The organism is Micromonospora sp. WMMB482 (genome assembly GCF_019038635.1).
GTDB classification, from domain to species: domain Bacteria; phylum Actinomycetota; class Actinomycetes; order Mycobacteriales; family Micromonosporaceae; genus Micromonospora; species Micromonospora marina.
In genome coordinates, this window is the sequence record NZ_JAHOPD010000020.1 from 6,444,443 (window position 1) to 6,465,248 (window position 20,806).

Genomic DNA, 20,806 nt, shown 5'->3' on the forward strand with positions numbered 1-20,806 from the left:
GCCGAGGCGCGCTTCCGCCGCCGGAGCGGCGGTCAGCGCAGACCGGGCCAGGCGGCGAGGTATCCGCCGCCGGTGCCGAACGACGGGCCCGGTCCGCGCCAGAAGCCGACCTTGTCGACCTGGGCGGCCGCCGCCGCAACCCCTCCGGCCACGGTCACCCCCCGCACGGCGCCGGCGCCGCCGTCGGTGAACACCACCCAGGTCAGGCGCCGCCGCAGGTCGGCGGAGAGCACGAGCACCCAGGCGTCACCGCCGGCGTACGGGGCCAGCCGACGGCCACCGAGCGTCACCTGCGACCGGCCGGCGATCTGGTACGCCGACACCCCGCCGGCGTAGATCCGGCCGGACTCGTCGGCGATGACCGCGAGCGGTTTGATGGTGTTGCCGCGGTTGCCCTTGCTGTCGATCCGGCTGATCACCACCTGCCCGGCGAGCTGACGCCCGGAGGCGGGGTCGAAGCGCGCCAGGTAGGTGTAGTGCGCGTCCGCGGTGTTGCTGGCCCGGCTGAAGTCGTCGGTGACCACGTTCGGCGCGGCGCGTCCCGGGTCGCCGGCCGAACGCGAGAAGATCGTGTTCCCACCGGCGGTCTCCCCCGCCATGTACAGACGCCCGTCACGGCCCATCGCGACCCGGTCGGCACGGCTGTCCGCGCACAGGTCACCCAACCGGTCCACGGGATGGTCGTAGGCCCGCCACCGCAGCTTCCCCTGCCGGTCGTAGGCGTGCACATAGGCGATCTGCACCGGCACGCACCGGCCACCGCCGGTCTGCCGGAACCCACTGACGAAGATCAGACCGCTGCGGTCGTCCACCGCCACGTCGCTGACCGTGCGTCCGCGCAACGCGACCTGGGCCAGTGTCGCGCCGCCCAGGTCGTACACGGTGACGGTGGCACCGCGCAGCGCCGCGACCGTGCCGGCGGACCCGACCGCTACCCGGCCGGCGGCGCCGCCGCGCTGCCAACGGACCCGGTCCGCCGTCGGGTCCAGCAGCATGACGCCACGGTCGGTCGCCACCGCGATCTCCCCGCCCGGCCGGCGTACCTCCAGGTCCTCGACGGCGCCGGCCAGCCGGACGGTACGCAGCAGACGCCGGCCGGCACCGTCGAGGAGCAGCACCGTGCCGGCGCCGCCCCGGCCGATCGTGGTCGCCGGTCCGCCGGCCACCGCGGTGAACCGGCCACCGACCACGAGCTGGCATCCCGGGGTCACGTCCACCGCGGTCGCCACGCCGCCGGCCCGCCCCAGGTACGACCCGGCGGTCGGAGTGAGCCGACTCGGCGACCGGGCCGGCGCACCTGCCTGCGGGCAGTCCACCGGCGTGGCGCCCAGGCCGGCCCGTGCACTCGGTGCCGCTGCCGCGGCGGTTCCGGCGGGCCGGCCGGGGCTCGCGGAGGTGGGCGCGGCGGCCGGGTTGTCGGCCCGGCGGGGTGCGTCGGCGCCGCAGCCGACCGACAGAAGCACCAGGGCGACCCCGGCCACCAGCCGACGACGTGACCGCAGGATCGCCTGCATGCTGGTTCCTCCATCGGCCGCGGCGCCCCGTCGGGCACTCCTGCGGCGACGCGCAGACTAGCAGTCGGTGCCGGTCACCTCGTCACGCTGGGATCGGACCGGTCAGCCCGAGCGGGGCGCGGTGCGCCGAACCTCAGGTTCGACCGGCAGGCGTCCGACGCACCCGCTCCGAGGACGGCCGATCTCGGGTAGCGCGTACGCCGGCCGAGTCGTCCCGAGTGCGATCTCGGGGCGGCCCGGCCGGTGACGTGGTGATGCAGGTCCGTGCCGGTCAGACGCCGATGCGGCCGGCTCCGGCACCCGCCGTCACGACGGCCTTCACGTTACAGGCGGCGTCCATCGGGTACGGGTACGGGATGCTGGCCACGCTGCCGCCGGCCTGTCCGCTGCCCGAGTTGACGAAGCAGTTGTTGCGGGCGACCAGCGAACCGGGACCGGACGAGCCCTCGCCGCGATGGTAGGGGTCGGCGGTGTTCTCGAAGTAGTTGCCCTCGACGAGCACCCCGGCGTTCATCGTCGAGGCGACGCCGTAGCCGCCGACGTTGCTGTAGAGGTTGTTGTAGACGTGAACCGGGTTGCCGAAGCGGACCCGCGGGTGGCGCTGGTTGGAGCCGTCGAACCAGTTGTGGTGGTAGGTGACCCGCAGGTGTCCGATGTCCTGGCTGCCGTTGTCGTCGCTGTGGCCCAGCAGCATCGACTTGTCGTGGCCGTAGACGCGGTTCCAGGACACGGTGACGAAGTCGGAGCCGCGCTTGATGTCGACAGCGCCGTCGTACCCGTTGGTGAAGCTGTTGTGGTCGATCCAGATGTTCGTGGCCGACTGCTCCACGTTGATCGCGTCGTCGCTCCAGTTGCGGAAGTTCAGGTTGCGGATGATGACGTTGCGGTCCCCGTTGACGGTGAATCCACAGCCGGAGATCGTCGCGCCGGCGTTGCCGAGGATCGTCTTGTTGGACCGGACCCGCAGCATCCCGGAGCAGGAGATCGTGCCCGACACCCGGATCACCGCGGCGCTGGACGAGCCGAGCGCGCTCGACAGCCCGGACGCGCTGGTCACCGTGGTTACCGCGGCGTTGCCGCCGCCGGTGGTGCCGCCGTTCTGGGTGGCCCAGCCGACCAGGCCGGTCTGTGGCGTCCCGGGACCGCCGCCGCCGATCGGAACGAGCTGCCACTGCTGGTTGGCGCCGTTGAGGTCGGCGTACTGGGAGATCCGGCCGCCGTCGGCGGTGGACCACTCCCACACCTCCATGGCCTTGTTCGAGTGCCGGTTGATCAGGCGGACGTAGCCGCTGTCCGAGTCGAGGACCCGGAACTGCTGGTTGGTGGCGTTGAGATCGGGCCACTGCCGGTACTCCGCGCCGTCGGCGGTGTTCCACTCCCACAGGTCGACCACCTTGCCGCTGTTGCGGTTCTGCAGCCGGTAGTAGCCGCTGCCGGAGCTGACGAACCGGAACTGCTGCCAGGCGCCGTCGTTACGGGACCACTGCTGCAGCGGCGCTCCATCGGCGGTCGACGTATCGGTGACATCGAGGACCTTGCCGCTGTTGCGGTTGACCAACACGTACCAGGCGCCGGTGTCGATGGATGCGGCCTGGGCCGGCGGCGACGCGACCACCAGGACGACGCCGATCACGCCGGCCAGCGCCGCCACCAGGGCCAGCGCCAGGCCGGCACGACGGGCCCGGCTACGCGCCCCTGGGGGCGACTTCACTGACGGGTTGAACATGGTTGAACCTTCCCGTGAGGCCGTCACGCCGAGCCCTGCGTCGGGATGGACGAGGGAGCGCGTCGGTGGTGGACAGGGCGAGTTGGCGACCGCTATTCGAGGTGGAAGGTGGCGGAGTCACGGTCGGCGCTCGAACTGACAGTTTCGAGGTGCAGCAGTCCGTCCCGGTGGCGGACGTACCGGCCGGGGAAGTTCTGCGACTCCAGGGAGAGCCCGGCACTGGCGGCCAGGCCGGAGCGCCGGTGGAAGCTCGCATCGCCGTCGAACAACGTCGATCCGTCGTCCCGTTCCACGTAGAGGGCGAAGTCACGGTGGCGCAGGAAGTAGCCGGGGAAGTTCGTCGACTCCAGCGACACGGTGCCCCCGCCGGCGAGGCCGGGGACGACGCGGAACTGCGAGTCGGCCAGGTTCGTCACGTTCGGCTCGACGCGGGCCCGGTAGTCGTAGTGACGGACGTAGCCGCCGGTCAGATCGTGTGACCGCAGCCGGACCGGGGTGGCCCCGTCGGGCACCGGGATGCCGAAGTTCGGGGTGCCGTCGGCGTTCCAGTACAGCTTCTGGATCCTGGTCCGGCGGTTCGGGTCGTTGAGCGGGTCGCCGCTGATGTCCCGGTAGTTGCGGTCGTGGTAGACCAGGATGTCGCTCTGCCCGTCCTCGGAGACGGTGAAGGAGTTGTGGCCGGGGCCGTACTGGCCGGTGGCGGCGTTGCTGGCGAACACCGGGGTCGGGCTCTTGCGCCAGGCGGCGGCGTCGAGCAGGTTCGCGCCCGCGGACGCGGTGAGCATGCCGAGGCAGTAGTTCGCGTCGGTGGCGCTGGCCGAGTAGGTCAGGAAGACCCGGCCGTTGCGCTGGATCACCGCCGGTCCCTCGGCCACCCGGAAGCCGCGGGTCTCCCAGTCGTACGCCGGCACGACCAGCCGGGTCACCGGGCCGGTGATCTGCCACGGGTCGGCACCCATCCGGGCGAGGTAGACGTTGGAGTTGGTGGAGATGCCGGGCTCCTGCTGGGCCCAGGTCAGATACCGCACCCCGTTCACCACGAACGTGGAGGCGTCCAGGCTGAACGTGTCCCACGGCGTGGTGATCCGGCCGCGTTCGGTCCACGAGCCGGACAGCGGGTTCGCGCTCGCGCTCTCCAGCACGTACATCCGGATCCGCCACACGTCGTCGGCCCGCCCGGCGGCGAAGTAGACGTACCACTTGCCGTTGATGAAGTGGATCTCCGGGGCCCAGATGTGGGCGCCCATCTCCCCACTCGTGTGCCGGCGCCAGATCGTCGTCTCGGTGGCGGTGCCCAGCCCTTGCAGGGTGGTGGCCCGCCGGAGCACGATCCGGTCGTACTGCGGCACCGTCGCGGTCATGTAGTAGTAGCCGTCGGTGTGCCTGACGATGTGCGGATCGGCCCGCTGGTTCACCAGCGGGTTGGTGTAGGCCACCGCCGGCGCCGCCTGCGCGGGCCGGGACATCGGCACGCCGGCCGACACGGCGACCACCGCGAGCAACGCGGCCAGGAGCGCTCGGAGCCGCCAGGTGGCGGGCACGGTGACGAGCGCCGGGTTGACCGCCCGGTCGGCCACGTGGACAGGTTGCTGGTGCGACATGCGCACTCCCGATTGGTCGAGAATGTTGGTCGGAGGAGGTGGCATACCGGCGCTCAGTAGACGTAGGGCCAGCCGGCGGCGTCGTAGCCGATGCGGTTGATGCCGAGCAGCGCGACGCCGTTGTCGGCGTAGTAGTGGTAGAAGAGCTGGTCGCCGTCGGTGTCGGCGAGGAATGCCTGGTGTCCGGGGCCGTGCACGCTGCCGTGCGAGGCCAGGATCTGGGTGCCTCCCCCGGAGAGCATGTCCCGGCCGGAGCGGTCGACGAACGGGCCGGTCGGGCTCGCAGACCGGCCGACCATGACCCGGTACGTGCTGTTGGCGCCCTGGCAGCAGCGGTCGAACGAGACGTACAGGTAGTACCAGGATCCCCGTTTGACCAGGACGGGCGCCTCGATGCCGGGGCCGTAGGCGGCGAGACTGTGCATGGCGCTGCCGAGCCGGCGTCCGGTGGCGGGGTCGATCTGGATCATCTTGATGCCGGACCAGAACGAGCCGAAGCTGAGCCACCAGCGGCCCTGGTCGTCGACCGTGAGATTCGGGTCGATCGCGTTGAAGTTGTCCGAGGTCCGCGACTCGATGACCAGCCCTTGGTTGGTCCAGCTTCCGGAGGCCCCGGTGGTGCTGGTGGCCAGGAAGATCGCCGAGCGGTTGGAGCCGAACGTCGACGCCGAGTAGTACAGGTGGTAGCGCCCGTTGCGGTAGGACAGGTCCGGGGCCCACAGGTTGCGCGCGCCACCGGTGTACGTGGTGGTCCACGGTGCGCCACCGGGGAAGACGACGCCCGCGTTGCGGTAGGCGACCCGGTCGGTGGAGGTCTTCAACGCGATGTCGTTACCGGTGTGCGCGACGAGGTAGGCGCCATCGGGTCGTTCGACCACCGTCGGGTCGTGCACGCCGATGTCCCCGGTGACCCGGCTGGGCTGCGGATACGCCGGCGGCGGGGTGCCGGGCGGGGATGTGGTGGGACCGGGCGGAGTGGTAGGGGTCCCGCCGCCCAGGCGGACCAGCTGCCACTGCTGGTTGGCGCCATCGGTGTCGGCGTAGGCCGCCAGCCGCCCACCGTCGGCCGTCGACCACTCCCACACGTCGATGACCTTGTTCGACTGCCGGTTGACGAACCGCACGAACCCACCCGCGGAATCCTGCAACCGGAACTGCTGCGTGGCCGACGACCGGTCCGTGGACTGCACCAACCGGGTACCGTCGCTGCCGTTCGGCAGCTCCAGCACCTTCCCGCTGTGCCGCGACCGCACCTTGTAGAACCCACCACCGGCGTCCACGAACTGCCACTGCTGCACCGCGAGATCGTTGCGCGTCCACTGGTTGACCGGCGCGTTCTCCGCCGTCGACCAGTCGTACAGGTCCATCGCCTTGCCACTGTGCCGGTTCACGAACACGTACGACGCCGACGTGTCCACTGTCGCCGCCGAAGCCGACGGCAAGCCGTGCACCATCCCGGCACCGAGCAGCAGCACCGCGGCGCCCGCGACCGCCCCCACCCGCCAGCCCCGCGACCGCGACCTGGCCCGCGGCGCCTGATCCATCCCTGTAGTCGTCATCGGATCCTCCTGTGACTGGTCCTCTCCGGCTCGCGACACCTGGTTCCGTGGGCCGACGAGCGGTGTTCGGTGACGGACGTGCGACTGCCCGCTCCGGCAGCTCGGACGGCGCGACGGCTGCCTGGCCGGCGAGGGCGAACGGGTGCCGACAACCGTGGCATTTTCGTTACATCCGAGTTACCTATCGATGTTCACGCTAACAACACGTGTCCGTCAAGGCCATCCTCGCATCAATCTTTGTCGAAACGCTTTGGATCAGCGACCGGCGTACTCACGGGACGGTTCTCAGCAAGCCCGATCAGCACCCAGCCCGGGGGCACGATCTTCGGCCGCCCCGGCAGGACGGATCCCCAGCCGACCGCGCCCCTGTTAGCGATAACATAGGGCTTCTCAACCTGGCGACAGGATGATCGATTCCAGCCGGCACGGCAACGTCGGCCGGAAGCGGCGCCACTCGACCAGCAACCGGTCAGGAGACCACCGGTAGCGTGCTCTCCCGGGGGATGAGCCGGTGGGCAGCGCGGAGTTCCATGCCGGGCACAGGCTCGGTGCTGCCGATACGCATGATGAGCCGGTCGACGGCGAGTTGGGCGATGGCCTTCTTGTCCGGCGAGATGGTGCTGATCGCGGGTCGTCCGTACCGCCCGTCCTCGATGTCGTCGTAGCCGATCACGGCGATGTCCTCCGGGACGCGCAGCCCGCGCTGGAGTGCCGTGTGGATGGCGCCCGAGGCGACCAGGTCGCTGTAGCAGAAGACTGCGTCCGGCGGCTCCGGCCGATCCAGCAGGGTGGCCATCGCTGTCGCGCCGTCGACCCGGTTGAAGCGGGTGGTGCTGATGATCAGTGATTCGTCGACCCGCAGGCCGGCGGCCGCGTGGGCGGCCCGGAAGCCCTTGGTCCGCAGCTGAGCCGCCTCGCCGGTGGGATAGGGCTGGTCGCCGATCGCGGCGATCCGGCGGCGCCCGATGGCGATGAGGTGGTGTACGGCCTCGGTGGAGGCGGCCACATCGTCGATGCCGACATGATCGAAGGTGCCGTCGGAGGGGCGTTCACCGAGCACCACCAGGGGTAGGGCCGGATCACGGAGCGAGAGATCCGCCTGGGACAGTCCCAGCGGGCTGATGATCATGCCGTCGAACAAGAAACGCCGCCGCCCCCGTCCGATGAGTTCGACCTCGTGGTCGCGGTCGCCGTCGGTCTGGTCGATCAACACGTTGTAGCCGGCCTTGCGCGCCGCGGGAATGATCGCTTGGAGCAGCTCCGCGAAGTACGGGGTGTCGAGGTACGGCACCACGACGACGATCTGCCCCGATCGGCCGGTGGCCAGGTTGCGGGCCAGAACGTTCGGGCGGTAGCCGAGCACGGCGATGGCACGCTCGACTTTGCTCCGAGTGGCGTCGGTGACCCGGGCATAGCCGTTGACCACGTTGGACACCGTGCGGGGTGACACTCCGGCCAGTTCCGCGACGTCCCGTAGCGTGCTCTCCCCCATGGGCGCCTTCCTGCCGTGCGGGTGAAAGGGCTCTCGCAGTGACGATGGTATTTCCGTCATGTTGCCTCTTGTCAGAGCCAGAGTCGCCGTGCATAGTCTTTTGCAGCGCTGCAATGCAATCTACACGACACATCAGCGTCGATGCGTTGTTACCTCGCATCCGCCGACAAACTTTTCCGGAGTAGCGCCTCGCCCCAGCCTTGATCCGTGCCCCACGACAGGGCCGGGTCGTCCTGCCCGCCAACGCGGCCTGCGCGCAAACCGGTGTTCGAAGTCCCTTCAGGAGGCGCACCGCAATGCCGACCAGTAAACGTCTGCCCGCATTCGTCATCGCCGCCGCGGTCGTGCTCGGCCTGCCCGCGTGCAGCGGCGGTGACGGCGGCGCCGACGGGCCCCGAGCGAAGCCCACCAACTGCACCAACAAGATCGTCCATGAGGAGGCCAGCCGCGTCTCGGTCTGGGCCTGGTACCCGAACATGGCCAAGGTCGTCGACAACTTCAACAACGCCCACACCGACGTGCAGGTCTGCTGGACCAACGCCGGGCAGGGCCAGCCGCAGTACGAGAAGTTCCAGACCGCGATCGTGGCCAAAAAGGGCGCACCCGACGTCATCATGCTCGAATCCGACCAACTGGTCGGATTCGAGATCCAGGACGCGCTTGTCGATCTCGCACCCTTCGGCGCCGACCGGGTGAAGGCGAACTTCAGCGAAGGCGCGTGGAAGGACGTCTCCCAGGGCGAGGCCGTCTACGCCATCCCGGTCGACGGCGGTCCGATGGCCCTGATCTACCGCACCGACGTGTTCAAGAAGTACGGCATCACGGTTCCACTGAAGACCTGGCCCGAATACGCCGCGGCGGCGGCCAGGATGAAGGCGGCCGGCGGCCCGGCCTTCGGTGACTTCGGCAGCAACGTACCGGCCGTGACCACCGCGCTCATGATGCAGAAGGGCGCCCAGCCGTTCACCTACGACCTGGCCGACAAGCAGAACATCACCATCAAGCTCGACGACCAGGCCACCAAGGACGTCCTTTCCTTCTGGGGCGACCTGGCAAGCAAGGGTCTGGTCGGCAAGGAGGACCAGTTCACCACGGACTACATCGCCGGCATGGTCGGCGGCAAGTACGCCACCTATGTCTCGGCCGCGTGGGCACCCGGCTACCTCACCGGTGCGGGCGTCGGCGGCGGCAAGGAGAAGGACGTCTGGGCCGTGGCGCCGTTGCCGCAGTGGGACCCGGCCGACCCGGTCGCGGTCAACTGGGGCGGCTCCACCTTCGCGGTCACCAGCCAGGCGAGTGACAAGGCGGCGGCGGCCAAGGTCGCGATGGGCCTGTACGCCGACGAGCCGTCCCTGACCGACGGCTGGAAGTCGCAGACCATCTTCCCGCTCAACACCGGCGTGTTGACCTCCGACGAGTTCGTCAACGCCGAGAGCGAGTTCTTCGGCGGCCAGACGGCCAACAAGGACGTCTACATCCCGGCCGCGAACGCCTACCGGGGTGCGATCTACAGCCCGTTCACCGTCTACTACTACGCGCAGCTTCAGGCCCAGATCGTGAAGATCAACGCGGGTGAGACGACCGGCGCGCAGGCCGCCGTCGACCTGCACAACGAGATCGTCAAGTACGCCAAGAGCCAAGGCTTCACCGTACGTTGATCCGCTCCGGGGCGGTCGCCGCACCCCGTCGGCCGCCCCGGGCCCCATCTCACGCAGGAAGGGAGACGGCTGCGTGGCCAGCATCGTCGACACCGGAACAGGCGCACCCCGCGCCGTCGCCGCCGCTCCACCGGCGGTTCGCCGTCGGCGAGCCCGGCGTGGCGCCCTGGGCTGGCTGTTCGTCCTCCCTTTCCTCGTCGTGTTCGTGGTCTTCCTGATCGCTCCGCTGGCGTACGCGGGCTACCTCAGTCTCTACACCAAGGGGCTGGCGACGGGTACGACGTTCGCCGGCTTCGACAACTACACCCGCGCCTTCGGCGACCCGTCGTTCCGCAAGGGACTGTGGTTCGTCCTGCGCTTCAGTCTCGTGGTCATCCCGCTGCAGATGATCGTGGCGCTGGTCGCGGCCCTGGTGCTGGACGAGGTGACCGGACGCCTGGCCCGCTTCTCCCGTCTGGTCATCTTCCTGCCGTACTCGATCCCCGCGGTCCTGGGCGCGCTGATGTGGGGCTTCCTCTACAGTCCGAGCTTCGGGCCGGTCGAGCAGATCGCCGCCGCGTTCGACGTGCGGGCGCCGTTTCTGCTCAGCCAGGGCAACATCTTCTACGGCCTGCTCAACGTGGTCACCTGGCAGTGGGCCGGCTATTACATGATCATCATCTACGCGGCGCTGCGCAGCATCGACTCATCGGTCTACGAGGCGGCCCGGATGGATGGCGCGAACGCCCGCCAGATCGCGCTCCGGATCAAGGTGCCGCTGGTGACCTCGGCGCTGACCCTCATCCTGGTCTTCTCGCTGATCGGCACCCTGCAGTTCTTCACCGAGCCGCAGATCCTCGGGCCGATCGCCAACGGCACGGTAACCCCCGACTTCACCCCGAACATCTACGCGTTCAATCTGGCATTCCGCTACGCCCAGTTCAACTACGCCTCGGCGATCTCCTTCGCGCTGGGCTTCGTGGTCTTCGTGGCGGTCGCCGCCTTCATGATCGTCACCCGCAAGAAGGGGAGCATCTTCACGTGAGCGACGCGCGGCGCCGGCCCCGCCACCTCTGGGCGAAACTGCTGCTGCTGGCGATGGTGTGCTACTTCCTCGTGCCCGTCTGGTGGCTCGTGGTGGCCAGCACCAAGGACGCCCCGGGCCTGTTCTCGGGCTCCGGCGCGCTGTGGTTCTCGGGCTTCCACCTGTTCGACAACCTGGGCGACCTGTTCACCGTCAACAACGGGGAGTATCTGCGCTGGCTGGGCAACTCGGTGCTGTACGCGTCCGCCGGCGGCGTCGGCTGCACGGTCGTGTCGGTGCTGGCCGGATACGGCTTCGCCAAGTTCGACTTCCGCGGTCGGCGAGCCGTCTTCGCGCTTGTCCTGGGCTCGGTCATGGTCCCGCTCACCGCGCTGGTCATCCCGACGTTCGTCATGATGAGCAACGTCGGGCTCACCGATACGATCTGGGCGGTGATTCTGCCGTCGCTGCTCAGTCCGTTCGCCGTCTACCTCATGCGGGTCTACGCGGCTGTCTCGGTGCCGGACGAACTGCTGGACGCGGCGCGCATCGACGGTGCCGGTGAACTGCGCACGTTCCTGCGGGTGTCGCTGCCGATGATGCGGCCCGGCGTCGTCACCGTGCTGCTGTTGTCGGTGGTCAGCACGTGGAACAACTACTTCCTACCGCTGACCATGCTGTCCAGCTCCAAGCTCTATCCGCTGACCGTGGGGATCGGCCTGTGGTCGCAACTGGCCAGTTCCAACAACGGGGGTGGCCAGTCGCTGTGGAATCTGATCATCGTCGGTTCGCTCGTTTCGATCATTCCGCTGGTGATCGCCTTTCTCACCCTCCAGAGGTACTGGCAGGGCGGGCTGGCGGTCGGCAGCCTCAAGTGACGCGCTGACGCGCTGGGAGATCCGTGTTTGCCTCCTCGTTCACCCTTGACCCGTCCTTCACCGTCGCCCCGGTGTCCCGGCGCACCTTCGGTTCCTTCGTCGAGCACATGGGCCGGTGCGTCTACACCGGGATCTACGAGCCGGGACATCCGACCGCGGACGCCGACGGCTTCCGGGGGGACGTCCTGGCCCTGGTTCGCGAACTCGGGGTCTCCCTCGTGCGCTATCCCGGCGGCAACTTCGTCTCCGGGTACCGGTGGGAGGACGGCATCGGACCGGTCACGGACCGGCCGGTCCGCCGCGACCTGGCCTGGCACAGCCTGGAGACCAACGAGATCGGCATCGACGAGTTCATGCGCTGGGCGGGCAAGGCCGGCGTCGAGGTGATGTACGCACTCAACCTGGGCACCCGCGGCGTGCAGGAGGCGCTCGACGTCCAGGAGTACCTCAACCACCCCGACCGCACCCGGCTGGCCGAGCTGCGCCGGGCGAACGGCGCCGAGAAGCCGTACGGGGTGCGGATGTTCTGTCTCGGCAACGAGATGGACGGACCCTGGCAGACCGGACACAAGACCGCCCAGGAGTACGGCCGGCTGGCCGGGCAGACGGCACGTGCGCTGCGCTCGGCCGAACCGGGGCTGGAGCTGGTCGTCTGCGGCAGCTCCAGCTCGTCCATGCCGACATTCGCCGCCTGGGAGGCGGAGGTGCTGGAGCTGACGTACGACGCGGTGGACTACATCTCGGCGCACGCCTACTACGAGCCGGTCGACGGCGACATGGCCAGCTTCCTGGCCTCAGCCGTGGACATGGACCACTTCGTATCCAGCGTGGTCGCCACCGCGGACAGCGTCGGCGCCCGGCTCAAGAACCCCAAACGCCTGAAGATCTCCTTCGACGAGTGGAACGTCTGGTACCTGCGAGAGTTCCAGGACGGACTGGACGCCGGATCCACCGAGTGGCCGGTGGCGCCGCGCGTCATCGAGGACTGCTACAACGTCGCGGACGCCGTGGTGGTCGGCAGCCTGCTGATCTCGCTCCTGCGGCACAGCGACCGGGTCACCGCCGCCTGTCAGGCCCAGCTCGTCAACGTCATCGCACCCATCCGCACCGAACCCGGCGGCCCGGCCTGGCGGCAGACCATCTTCCACCCCTTCGCCATCACCTCCCGCCTGGCCCGCGGCGAGGTGCTACGGGTGGAACCCCGCTGCCCGACGTACGAGACCGCGCGACACGGTGCGGTGCCCGCGCTCGACGCGGTCGCCACCTACGACGCGGACACCGGCGACGTCGCCGTCTTCGTGGTCAACCGGCATCAGTCACAGGCGGCGACACTCTCCGTTCCGATGACGAGCTTCGGCGCTGCCCTCCGGGTAGCGGAATCGTGGACGCTTGCCGACGACGACCTCTTGGCGGTGAACACGGCGGACGCCCCGGACCGGGTGACCACTCGGCCGGCGGACGACGTCGAGGTGGACGGCGGGTTGCTTCGCGCGACCCTGCCCCCGGTGTCCTGGACGGCCATCCGACTCGGCACTCGAGCCAGAAATGTTAACGCTAATTAACCTCCGAGCTTGTCTGCAACTACTGCACGACCGCCCTACTAGCTGTCAATTGACTGATACTGATGTTAGCGTTAACACCATAGTCATCCTCACGCCTTCAAGTCGTCATCGACCCGGCGGCGCCGCACCCCGGAGATCCTGTCCCGGGTGGCGCCGGATCCAGAGAGGTAGCCCGCTGTGCCACTGTCCCGAAGAGACTTCACCAGACTTGCCGCCATGAGTTCGCTGGCCGCCGTCGGCGGCGGAGCGGCCGCGCTGGCGGTGCCAACGGTCGCGCTGGCCGCCAACAGCGCCTACGCGTTCGGCTACTTCAAGGAGACGCAAGACCAGAGCGGTGACAGCTACGCCCTGCACCTGGCGGTCAGCACCGACGGCCTGAACTGGCGGCCGTTGAACCAGAACAACCCGGTGGTGACCCCCACCGCCGGCACGCTCGGGCTGCGGGACCCGTTCATCCTGCGCAAGCAGGACGGCACCTTCGTCGTGCTCGCCACCGACCTGCGCGGGCGCATCTTCAACCAGAACAACCAGTACCTGCACGTCTGGGACTCGGTCGACCTGCGCAGCTTCACCGGCTACCGCCGGCTCCGCATGCACGGCCTGGCCACCCACACCTGGGCGCCGACCGCTTTCTGGGTGCCGTCGCGCAACCAGTACGCCATCGTCTACTCCGCGAACAACGGCACCGACGTCTTCATGGTCAACTACACGTCGGACTTTCGAACGGTGAGCGGTAACCAGGTCTACTTCAGCCCGGGCTTCCCGGTGCTGGACGCCGACATCGTGGTCGACGGGTCGACCTTCTACATGTACTACAAGAACATGTCCGATGGCCTGGTCTACGGTGCCCGGTCGTCGACCGGCGCGCCGAACAGCTACACCACCTACACCGGCGGGCTGCGACAGGGCGGCGCGATGGAGGCTCCGCTGCTGATCAAGAACAACACCGGCAGCGGCTGGCGGTTGTGGGGCGACTCGTTCAGCCCGGTCAACAGCGACTACTACGCCTGGTCCACCTCCAACGTGGGCGGCAACTCCTGGCAGCCACTGAGCCAGCGCGACTTCACGCCGCCGCTGAACGCCAAGCACGGCTCGATCGTCGGCATCACCTCGGCCGAGTACGACGGTCTGGTGTCCCGCTGGGGCCTGCCGTCCTGGGTCCGGCTGAAGTCGTACAACTTTCCCGACTACTACGTGCGGCACGCCAGCGACGTGGGCCGGATCGACGCCTACCCGTTCGACCCTTACCAGGACCAACTGTGGCGCATGGTCGCCGGCCTGGCCGACCCCGCCGGAGTGTCGTTCGAGTCGGTCAACTTTCCCGGACGCTACCTGCGGCACAGCGACTACGCGATCCGGCTGGCCGCTGATGACGGCACCGCGTTGCTCCGCGCCGACGCGACCTTCCAGCGCGTTCCGGGCCTCGCCGACTCCACCTGGTCGTCGTTCCGGTCCTACAACTTCCCGGACCGCTACCTGCGCCACGCCAACTACCTGCTGCGCATCGACCCTCTCAGTTCGAGCTCCAGCGCCGTCGACCGCCAGGATGCCACATTCCGCGTCTCCTGAGCGCAAGGCGGTGCGGCCGGAGATCACGTCGCCGCGTCGCGTCGACGTCCCCCGTACTCGTCCACCGACTGGAAAGGAAAACCGGCAATGCGCAAAGCTCTGATCACCGGCGTGGTGGCGCTGCTCGTCGCGGCCGGCACGGCGATCGCCACCCCGACCGCCCAGGCCGCCACGGTGCAACCGAACGTGTCCTACGTGCTGGTCAACCGCAACAGCGGCAAGGCCCTCGACGTCTACAACCTGGCCACCAACGACGGGGCCCCGATCAACCAGTACTCCCGCAACGACGGCGCCTGGCAGCAATGGCGTTTCCTCGATTCCGGCAGCGGCTGGTATCGCCTGCAATCGGTACACAGCGGTAAGGTCCTCGATCTGCCCACCACCGCCGACGGCGTCCAGTTGGTGCAGAACGCCGACCGCAACGACGCACGTCAGCAGTTCCGGCTCGTTGACTCCGCCGGCGGTCACGTCCGGCTGGTCAACCGCAACAGCGGTAAGGTCCTCGACGTCTGGGAGTGGTCCACCGCCGACGGCGCGAAGGTCTCGCAGTACCAGGACCTCGACGGCGCCAACCAGCAGTGGCAGCTCATCCCCCTCGGCGCCGGCGCCCGCACCTTCACCAATCCGATCAAGCGCAACGGCCCGGACCCGTGGTTGCAGTACCACAACGGCTACTACTACCTGGCCACCACGACCTGGAACTCCACCATCACCATGCGCCGCTCGGCGACGCTGGCCGGCCTGGCCACCGCCCCCGACCAGGTCATCTTCAACCTGACCGGACGGACCAACGGCTGCTGCAACATGTGGGCACCGGAGTTCCACCTGATCAACGGTCCGAACGGCAACCGCTGGTACTTCTACTACACCGCCGGTCGCAACGTCCCGGACTACAACCCCACCCAACGCCTACACGTTCTCGAGTCGGCGGGCACCGATCCGATGGGCCCGTACACCTTCAAGGCCGACCTCGGCAGCGACTGGTCCCTCGACGCCAGCGTGCTGCGGGTGGGCAGCAGTCTCTACCTGCTGGCAACCTACGGCGGTGACGGTGCCGGACAGAGCAACTCCATCCAGCGGCTGTCCAACCCCTGGACCCTGCAGGGCCCGCGGGCCCGGCTCTCCTCACCGACGCTGTCCTGGGAACGGCAGACCGGGGCGGTCAACGAAGGGCCCGAGCCGCTCTATCACAACGGCAAGGTGATGGTCGTCTACTCGGCCTCCGCGTGCTGGGGCCCGGACTACAAGCTGGGGCTGCTCACGCTCACCGGCACCGACCCGATGAACCCGGCGCACTGGACGAAGAAGTCCAGCCCGGTGTTCCAGCGCAACGACTCGAACAGTGTGTTCGCACCCGGCCACAACGGGTTCTTCAAGTCACCGGACGGCACCGAGGACTGGATCGTCTACCACGCCAACGACTCGGCCTCCGGTGGGTGCGACATGAACCGCTCCACCCGCGCGCAGAAGTTCACCTGGAACGCCGACGGCACGCCCAACTTCGGCACGCCGGTCCGGCTGGGCACGACGCTGACCGCGCCGTCCGGCGAATAGTTCCGTCACGATCCGGCCACTACCCGCGCCGGGCAACCTCGCCCGGCGCGGGTAGTGACCACTCGTCCAGAACACACCGGCATCTTCCGACCGATCGAGGAGAGTGGGTCGTGGTCGACGTGAACGGCCCCGGGGCGGGGGGCGGCCCGTGGCCGGAGGCTCCGATCCGACCGGGCGGAGGGCGCGACCGCCCCGTCATGCGTGACGTCGCCAGGCTGGCCGGGGTGTCCCCGCAGACGGTCTCCCGAGTGATCAACCGGCACCCGCACGTCATGGCCGCAACCCGCCAGCGGGTGCTGGACGCGATGCGTGAGCTGGACTACCGGCGGAATCCCGCTGCCCGCGCGCTGGTCACCCGGCGGTCCGGCACGGTGGGGATCATCGGCTACGAAAGCCCGTTGTTCGGGCCCACGTCGACCTTGTACGCGATCGAGGGGGCCGCCCGGTCGGCAGGTTACTTCGTAAGCGTTGCCAGCGTTCGCCACCTGAACCGCCGGTCGGTGCTCGACGCGATCGACTGGCTCGGCCAGCAGTCGGTCGAGGGGATCATCGCCATCGCGCCGAAATCGGCAATGGCCGGCGCACTCGCCGAGGCGTCGCCGACGATCGCCTGCGTTACCGTGGGCGGGGGCAGCATCGATGCGGTGCCGAGTACCCGGATCGACAACGTCGCAGGTGCACGGCTGGCCACCCGGCACCTGCTCGAGCTGGGACACCGTACCGTCCACCTCGTGGCCGGACCGGACGATTGGCCCGAGGCGAGCGAACGGCACCAGGGCTGGTGCGACGCGTTGCGGGAGGCCGGTCGGCCGCTCCCTTCCGTCATCTCCGGGGACTGGAGTGCGCGGGCCGGGTACGAGCAGGGCGGGCGGCTGGCGGTGGATCCGAGTGTGACGGCGGTCTTCTGCGCCAGTGACCAGCTCGCTCTCGGTGTGCTGCGAGCCCTGCACGAGGCCGGCCGACGAGTCCCCGAGGACGTCAGCGTGGTGGGCTTCGACGGGACGCCGGACGGCGCACACTACCTGCCACCGCTGACCACGGTCTGCCAGGACTTCGCCGAGCTGGGCCGGCTCAGCCTGGGGCTCCTGCTGTCCCTCCTGGACGACGTGGGTCCGCCGGTGTCGAGGCGGCAGTTGCTCGTGCCTGAGCTGGTGATCAGACACAGCACGGCGGCGTTCCGGGTTCCGGGCTGAACGCCTGCTGTTCGTACGCCGCCGCTGTTCCTCCGGCTACAGCTTGCCGACGAGGGCACGATGAGGCGGGGACGCAGCCGCCACGGCGACATGCCGCCTGCCAGCCGCCGGCGACCCTTGAGGCGGTGGCGTCGCGGTCGGTGACGACCAGGCGAGGGCCCGCTCGGCGGCGAGCCGGTGGGCAACGGCCCGGCCGATTCCGGAACCGGCACCGGTGACGAGCGCGACGCGGCCGGCGGCCTGAACTTGCTAGTTGAGCACCGTCAGCGCTTCCTTCTCCAACAGCTCGTAGCCGTACTCCCGGCAGATGCTCAACGCCTGCGCCGCGTACGCCTTCGCCTCGTCGACTGCGGTCGCGCCGCGTATCCGGCAAGCCCGGGCGAGACCGATCAGCGCCTGCGCCTCGGCGTGCCGGGCCCCGTCACCCCGGGCCTGGGCGAGGACCTGCCGCAGATGGGCGCTCGCCAGGTCGGCGTCACCGGCGGCGAGGTCGAGACCGGCCCGCGCGAGCAGGGCGTGTGCCTCGACCCAGCGGTCGCCGGCCTCGCGAGCGATCCGCAGGGACTCCTCCGCCTCGCTACGGGCGTCGTCGAGGTCACCCGTCGCCCCGTGTACCACGGCCAGCAGGCGCAGGGTGTCGGCCTCGCAGCTACGGGCCCGGGCCCGGCGGTGAACGGCCAGTGCCTGGGTGAGGTAGGCCGACGCCTCGTCGTGGCGGCCGAGCAGCAGGTGTGCCTCGCCCAGGCAGCCGTGCGCCGTGCCCTGCCCGTGCCACTCACCGAGCCTGCTCTCCAGCTCGACGACCTGCTCACAGTAGGTGATGGCTTCGGTCAGCCGGCCCTGCTGCAGGCGGATGTTGCCGAGATTGGTCAACCGTGCCAACTGGCCGGCGAGCCGCCCGATCCTGATGTCGATCTCCAGGGCGTCGAGGCTGTACCGGGCGGCCAGGTCCAACCTGCCGGTCTCGAACGAGACGTGGGCGAGATTGTTCAGGGCGCTGCCCTCGCCTTCGGCCCAGCCACCCCGCCGGGCGAAGTCGAGCGCGCGGCGGAAGTCGTCGAGCGCCTCGGTGTACCGGCTGGCGGCCAACAGGACGGTGGCCCGGCTCAGGTACGCGGCGGCCTGCCCCAGCGGGTCGTCGTCGGAGCGGGCGTACTCCAGGGCGGCCTCGGTGACCGGCAACCACTCCGCGGACGGCGAGGTGAAGTCCAGGTGCCAGCGCAGATGGTCGGTGAGCCGCCAGGCGGCCGTACGGTGCTCCGGCCCGGCCGCCATGATCGCGGCGATGATGTTGTCCCGCTCGGTCTCCACCCAGCGCAGCGCCGAGGCGGCTTCGGGGAACCCGACCCGGTGCCGCGCGCTCACCTCCGCCGGCAGGGGCAGCCGGACGACGCTCGGATAGAGCAGGCTCACGGCGTGGTCCATGGTGGACAGGTAGTGGTCGTAGAGCCGGTCGAGGGCGGCCTCCCGGTCGGTATCCTCGACCAGGCTCCGTCGCCGGGCGTAGAGGCGGACCAGATCGTGCCAGCGGTAGTGGCCGGGGGCGGTCTGCTCCAGCAGGTGGGCCCGGGCGAGCGCGTCGAGCAACGGCTCGACCTCGGCCACCGCCACGCCGGCCAGGGCGGCGGCCGTCGGTGCGGTGACACCGTCCCCCGGAGCGATGCCCAGCAGCCGGAACAGCCGGCGGGCGGCCGGGGAGTGCGCCTGGTATGAAAGGTCGAAGGTGGCCACGGTGGTTGTCGCGGTGTCGCCGGGGATTCCCAACGCCGCCAACCGGTCACCGGCTTCGAGCCGCTGATTGTACTGCTCGATCGAGGTCAGCTCCGCCCGGAGGTTGGCGGCCGCGATGCGGATGGCCAGCGGAAGGTGACCGCAGAGCCGCGCCAGTTCCGCCGTGTCCTGCCTCGCCGCGCCGGGCAGCAGCATGGCCAGCAGGTCACCGGCCTCGTCCCGGGAAAGGACGTCCAGCCGCAGCATGACCGCGCCCTCCCGGGCGGTGAGCCCCCGTAGTTGCTCGCGGCTGGTCACCAGCACCACACAGCCGGCTCCCCCGGGTAGCAGCGGGCGGACCTGGTCGGGCTCCGCCGCGTTGTCGAGGATCACGAGGATCCGCCGGAGTGCGGTCACGCTGCGGTAGAGCCCGACCGCTTCGTCCAGCTGCGCCGGGATCTGATCGGCTGGCACGCCCAGGGCCTGCAGGAAATGGACCAGCGCGGCCATCGGCGTCACCGGTGGCCGGGGTGAGCTGCCGCGCAGGTCGAGGTAGAGCTGGCCGTCGGGAAAGCGGTCGCGCGCCGCGTGCCCCCAGCGGACGGCCAGGGCGGTCTTGCCGACCCCGGCCAGGCCGGTGATGACCACCGGCGGTGCGGGCCGTTGCGCCGTGCGGGCATCCAGGGCCGCCAGCGGGTCGCGACGGCCGGCGAAGTCGGCGACCGCGGCGGGCAACTGCGCCGGAGTCACCGGCCGGACGGCGGGCGCGGCGAGGCTCCGATCGTCGGTGAGCACGGCGCGTTCCAGGTTCCGCAGCTCCGGACCGGGCTCGATCCCGGTTTCCGTGCCCAGCACGTCACGGACCCGGCGGTACGCCTCCAGCGCCTCCGCGCGGCGCCCGCAGCGGTAGAGCGAGATCATCAGATGCCGGCAGAGCCGCTCGCGCGTCGGATGTACGGCCGCGAGCGCGGCCACCTCCTCGACGATCTCACCATGCTGGCCCAACTCCAGCTGCGCGGCGAACCGTTCCTCGTACGCGGCCAGTCGCAACTGCTCCATCCGGGCCGCTTCCGCCGACACGGTGAGCGTGTCGGGTACGTCGGCCAGTGCCGGTCCCCGCCACAGCGCCAGTCCCTCGGTCAGTTGCCGTACCGCGTCGGCGGTCCGGCCCTCGGCGGCCTCCCGCTTGCCGGCGCGCACCATCCGCTCGAACACCTGGATGTCGACCGTGTCCGCACCGGTCACCAGCTCGTAGCCGGCGGCGCGGCTGACCACGTCGCCGGCCGCACCGGCACGCAGCATCCGGCGCAGGCGCATGACGTAACCGTTGACGGCGCTGCTCGCCGTCCGGGTGGGGCGTGCGCCCCAGATCTCGTGGACGAGTCGGTCCCGGCTCACCGGCCGCCCGGCCTCGGCCAGCAACACGGCCAGCACGATGCGGTGATGCGGCGCGGTGATCGGCATCCACTGCGTGCCGTCCCAGATCAGCACCGGCCCCAGCGCCTTTATCCGCACGGCCCCGTCCCATCGCTTCACCGCGGATTCATCGATGAATTATCACCTGTCGCTAGCTTCCCCGCGAGGCGTGGGGGCACAACTCGGTGCTGCGCGCCCCGGCTGACAGCCTGAGAGGAGACGCCAGCTCATGAGATCCGCGTTTCACCGCAGGGGGAGAACCTGGAGCGCCGTCACTGCCGCCCTGGCGGCGGCGGCAGTCTTCAGCCTCACTCTGGGGATCGGCGCTCACGTCGCGCCCCCTGAACAACTGACCATCAGCCCGGTGGCCG

Annotated in this window: 13 protein-coding genes and 1 pseudogene; 7 read left to right on the plus strand and 7 right to left on the minus strand. The window is 69.6% G+C overall.

The window, feature by feature from the left end; translation table 11 throughout:
• Nucleotides 1–32 precede the first annotated feature (32 nt).
• The 5 genes from KSK32_RS31125 to KSK32_RS31145 all read right to left on the minus strand — a co-directional run bounded on the left by KSK32_RS31125 (nt 33) and on the right by KSK32_RS31145 (nt 7,892).
• Nucleotides 33–1,514, minus strand: a complete 1,482-nt coding sequence (locus KSK32_RS31125; RefSeq protein WP_216935288.1) for a hypothetical protein — start codon at nt 1,512–1,514, stop codon at nt 33–35.
• Between the two features lie 271 nt (nt 1,515–1,785).
• A complete protein-coding gene (locus KSK32_RS31130; RefSeq protein WP_216935290.1) occupies nt 1,786–3,240 on the minus strand; it encodes an RICIN domain-containing protein in 1,455 nt (484 codons plus the stop codon).
• Nucleotides 3,241–3,332: 92 nt separating this feature from the next.
• Nucleotides 3,333–4,841 carry a family 43 glycosylhydrolase gene (locus tag KSK32_RS31135; RefSeq protein ID WP_216935292.1) on the minus strand — a complete coding sequence of 503 codons (1,509 nt, stop codon included), beginning with the start codon at nt 4,839–4,841 and terminating at the stop codon, nt 3,333–3,335.
• A gap of 53 nt (nt 4,842–4,894) precedes the next feature.
• Nucleotides 4,895–6,400: a family 43 glycosylhydrolase gene (locus KSK32_RS31140; protein ID WP_254187263.1), complete on the minus strand. Its 1,506-nt coding sequence runs from the start codon at nt 6,398–6,400 to the stop codon at nt 4,895–4,897.
• A 469-nt stretch (nt 6,401–6,869) separates the two neighbouring features.
• Nucleotides 6,870–7,892 (minus strand): LacI family DNA-binding transcriptional regulator, encoded by a 1,023-nt coding sequence (locus tag KSK32_RS31145; RefSeq protein WP_216935294.1) that lies wholly within the window; start codon nt 7,890–7,892, stop codon nt 6,870–6,872.
• A gap of 296 nt (nt 7,893–8,188) precedes the next feature.
• On the opposite strand from KSK32_RS31145, the gene KSK32_RS31150 reads away from it, so the two are divergent.
• From KSK32_RS31150 to KSK32_RS31180, 7 genes are all read left to right on the plus strand, one after another.
• On the plus strand, nt 8,189–9,550 hold the full coding sequence (locus KSK32_RS31150; protein WP_216935296.1) for an ABC transporter substrate-binding protein: 1,362 nt from the start codon (nt 8,189–8,191) through the stop codon (nt 9,548–9,550).
• Between the two features lie 73 nt (nt 9,551–9,623).
• Complete coding sequence (locus KSK32_RS31155; protein WP_289256445.1) at nt 9,624–10,574, plus strand: carbohydrate ABC transporter permease; 951 nt, start codon at nt 9,624–9,626, stop codon at nt 10,572–10,574.
• A gap of 53 nt (nt 10,575–10,627) precedes the next feature.
• Nucleotides 10,628–11,431, plus strand: coding sequence for a carbohydrate ABC transporter permease (locus KSK32_RS31160; RefSeq protein WP_216936466.1), 804 nt, complete (start codon nt 10,628–10,630; stop codon nt 11,429–11,431).
• Nucleotides 11,432–11,454: 23 nt separating this feature from the next.
• Nucleotides 11,455–12,993, plus strand: coding sequence for an alpha-N-arabinofuranosidase (locus KSK32_RS31165; protein ID WP_289256446.1), 1,539 nt, complete (start codon nt 11,455–11,457; stop codon nt 12,991–12,993).
• 216 nt (nt 12,994–13,209) lie between these two features.
• Complete coding sequence (locus tag KSK32_RS31170; protein WP_254187264.1) at nt 13,210–14,562, plus strand: glycoside hydrolase family 43 protein; 1,353 nt, start codon at nt 13,210–13,212, stop codon at nt 14,560–14,562.
• Nucleotides 14,563–14,649: 87 nt separating this feature from the next.
• On the plus strand, nt 14,650–16,116 hold the full coding sequence (locus KSK32_RS31175) for a family 43 glycosylhydrolase (RefSeq protein WP_216935307.1): 1,467 nt from the start codon (nt 14,650–14,652) through the stop codon (nt 16,114–16,116).
• A 197-nt stretch (nt 16,117–16,313) separates the two neighbouring features.
• A complete protein-coding gene (locus KSK32_RS31180) occupies nt 16,314–17,309 on the plus strand; it encodes a LacI family DNA-binding transcriptional regulator (RefSeq protein WP_216935309.1) in 996 nt (331 codons plus the stop codon).
• Between the two features lie 115 nt (nt 17,310–17,424).
• Here KSK32_RS31180 and KSK32_RS35015 read toward each other — a convergent pair.
• Both KSK32_RS35015 and KSK32_RS31185 read right to left on the minus strand, forming a co-directional pair.
• Nucleotides 17,425–17,558, minus strand: a pseudogene (locus KSK32_RS35015) (SDR family NAD(P)-dependent oxidoreductase); the annotation flags it as partial.
• Nucleotides 17,559–20,555 (minus strand): BTAD domain-containing putative transcriptional regulator, encoded by a 2,997-nt coding sequence (locus tag KSK32_RS31185; protein ID WP_216935317.1) that lies wholly within the window; start codon nt 20,553–20,555, stop codon nt 17,559–17,561.
• Nucleotides 20,556–20,806: the final 251 nt, after the last annotated feature.

Bases quoted from the DNA above. Each gene is read 5' to 3' on its own strand.
- KSK32_RS31170 (WP_254187264.1), top strand. From the start codon at position 13,210: ATGAGTTCGCTGGCCGCCGTCGGCGGCGGAGCGGCCGCGCTGGCGGTG.
- KSK32_RS31160 (WP_216936466.1), top strand. From the start codon at position 10,628: ATGGTGTGCTACTTCCTCGTGCCCGTCTGGTGGCTCGTGGTGGCCAGC.
- KSK32_RS31175 (WP_216935307.1), top strand. From the start codon at position 14,650: ATGCGCAAAGCTCTGATCACCGGCGTGGTGGCGCTGCTCGTCGCGGCC.
- KSK32_RS31145 (WP_216935294.1), bottom strand. From the start codon at position 7,892: ATGGGGGAGAGCACGCTACGGGACGTCGCGGAACTGGCCGGAGTGTCA.
- KSK32_RS31180 (WP_216935309.1), top strand. From the start codon at position 16,314: ATGCGTGACGTCGCCAGGCTGGCCGGGGTGTCCCCGCAGACGGTCTCC.
- KSK32_RS31130 (WP_216935290.1), bottom strand. From the start codon at position 3,240: ATGTTCAACCCGTCAGTGAAGTCGCCCCCAGGGGCGCGTAGCCGGGCC.
- KSK32_RS31140 (WP_254187263.1), bottom strand. From the start codon at position 6,400: ATGACGACTACAGGGATGGATCAGGCGCCGCGGGCCAGGTCGCGGTCG.
- KSK32_RS31150 (WP_216935296.1), top strand. From the start codon at position 8,189: ATGCCGACCAGTAAACGTCTGCCCGCATTCGTCATCGCCGCCGCGGTC.
- KSK32_RS31125 (WP_216935288.1), bottom strand. From the start codon at position 1,514: ATGCAGGCGATCCTGCGGTCACGTCGTCGGCTGGTGGCCGGGGTCGCC.
- KSK32_RS31135 (WP_216935292.1), bottom strand. From the start codon at position 4,841: ATGTCGCACCAGCAACCTGTCCACGTGGCCGACCGGGCGGTCAACCCG.